At 61.0% G+C, this 2,346-nt stretch carries 1 protein-coding gene and 1 pseudogene; both read right to left on the bottom strand.

What is annotated here, in order from left to right; all coding sequences use genetic code 11:
* Positions 1 to 908: pseudogene (locus tag ABX749_RS29785) on the bottom strand (VWA domain-containing protein); the annotation flags it as partial.
* On the bottom strand, positions 905 to 2,346 hold a 1,442-nt coding region (locus tag ABX749_RS29780; RefSeq protein WP_372899235.1), incomplete at its 5' end, for a hypothetical protein. The gene ABX749_RS29780 and the pseudogene ABX749_RS29785, both read right to left, overlap by 4 nt.

The raw sequence follows: 2,346 nt of genomic DNA, 5'->3' as shown, positions 1-2,346 counted from the left end.
GATTCAATCCGCACCAAAACCGGTTCGCCTTGCCGGCCGAATTGTTTGACAATCACTTGGCCGGCCAATTTGCCTTCGGCTGCGACGGTTTCCGGTCGGATGACTTCGACAATCCCGACGTCGGGTGGTTCATCCACGGAACCGAACCCCAGCGCGTTGACCGTCGTTCCGCCGCTGGCGAGTTGTTTGGCGACCGAGGGAGGCGACCGTTCCAATCGCTTCGCCGTCTCGGTGTCACGACCGTCGGTCATCAACACGATCGCGGCACGGCGGACCGAATCAACCGAACCGTCGGACGACAGAGCGGCGGTGTCACCGGCTGAGGAATCACCGGCTGAAGATTTACCGGCTGCGGCGTCTAAGTTGATCGTCGAAAGGATGGATTGAAGCGGGCGCGACAGATTGGTCGCCGGACCGTCGGCCGCCCAATCCAAGGCCGTCGGCAGTTCCGTCTGGTCATCGGAGGACCAAATCGAGACGGGATCGGAGTTGCTGAAGGCGATGACATCGATCGCATGAGTCTTCTGGATCTGCTCCAGCCAACCCGGCTCGGTCGCGTTGCCAAGCAGCGATGCCGTCGCGCGTTGCAAACGATTGTCCGCCGTGGTTTCCGATTGGCTGTCGGTCAGCGACATGCTGCGCGAGGTATCGACCGCGAACACGACCCGCCCGAGGGTTCCGATCACCTGTCGGCGGTGCCAAACCGGTCCGGCCAAGATGAACACGACCAGTGCGACGGCGGTTCCGCGCAGCGCCGGCAGCAAGTATTGATACGGTGTTCGGATCGAGCGTGATTCTCGCGCATAAAGCACGACGACTCCGGTGACCGCCAGCAGCGCGAGGATGCCGACGAACCAAGCCGGCAAATCTCCGGCGAAGCGGATCGATGCGAAGGGAGAAACCATCACGAAGTGCCTCCCGTGATTTTCCGTCGGGCGACCAGATTTTGCTGCAACCACAACTCGGCGACCAGCGCGATCAACAGGGCCACCAAAATCACCCGCCAGATCTCGCGTCCGAAGGAACGCGAACGGTCGGCGTCCTGCAGCAACACGGCGCTTTCGAACACCTGCGCGCCGAGAATGTTCGCCAACGTTTGTTGACGTTCTTGGCTGACGTCAACCAACATCGACTCGGACGCGTCGACCGTCGCGATCCGCAGGGTTTCCATGGTTTCAGATTTTTCCGGATCGGCAACATCGGTCACCCGTTTTTGAATCGTGTAAACACCAGGGGCATAGGTCGCCGTCAGACGCACGGGTTCGCCGGCGTCGGGCGTCTCGAGTTCGAATTGTCCTCGCGGCGTGCGTGCGGCGAAACGGGCGCGGGTTTCGGCGCCCCATTCCGTCTTGGGAACAGGCCAATCATTCGGGCTGATCACGATCGGTTGCCCCACTTGAATCATGGCGTCTCTCCGTTTGCCGGCCAGATCGAGAACCATTTGCTGAATCAGCGGTAGGAAAACGGGCCGCAGCGGCAGGTTGGTCCAGGCGGCATTTCCCGAAATCGCAAACTGCACGACCGTCCCGTCGCCGACGGCATCCATCACCGCCAGCGGCGCTCCACCGGTGGTTCGCAGCAACACACTTCGATCGGTCGAATCGCTTTCCTCCGCGTCGTCGATCGTGAATGCACGATAGGCCGACAAGTTGACGGCCGACATCGGGTTGTCGCTTCCGCGGGCCAGGATCTTCCAGGGTTGGTACAGGGAGGTCGGTTGATCGATGGCAAACGTTTCTTCAGCGGCACCGCTGTCGACCTCCGGATTTCCGACGACGTCGCCGAGCGACGCGGGGAATGACAGCACGGCGTCCTGGTTTCGCCAAACCTGGTTGTAAAGCTCTGGACGCAAACTCGGTCCGTCGAACACGACCAACGCCCCACCTTGATCGACAAAGGTCGCCACCCGTTGCTTGGCCGAATCGGAAAGTTGTCCGACGCCGCAAAGCACGATGACGCGAGTCGGATTTTCATCGAGTGCGGATTCCAACCGTCTCGGCGTTACGACGGCGGCGCGGACCGGATCAGGGCGGTCATCACCGCCGAAGGCAAAGGGACTCAGCGCGATGGCCAAAAAGTCGGCTTGTCCGCTGAGCGGTTCATTGCCGGGCCGTCCGTCGACCAACAACACGTTGACCTCGTTGATCACCTCAACGGCTACGCTGCGCGTATTGTCGTCGACCAGCACGTCACCACGATCGATCGTCGCGGCGACTTCATGGATTCCGGCCTGATCGATCGTGTGCGTCAGCCGATTGGTCGATGTTGATTTCGCGTCGATCGAAACCACTCGCGGTTCCAACGGTTTTCCGTCGATCGACCAGATCAACCGCAAATCGTTGGCGG

It is taken from the genome of Stieleria sp., assembly GCF_041595215.1.
GTDB lineage: Bacteria > Planctomycetota > Planctomycetia > Pirellulales > Pirellulaceae > Stieleria > Stieleria magnilauensis.
The sequence above is the reverse complement of the archived record's forward strand: the minus strand, read 5'-3'. Positions and strand labels throughout refer to the sequence as shown.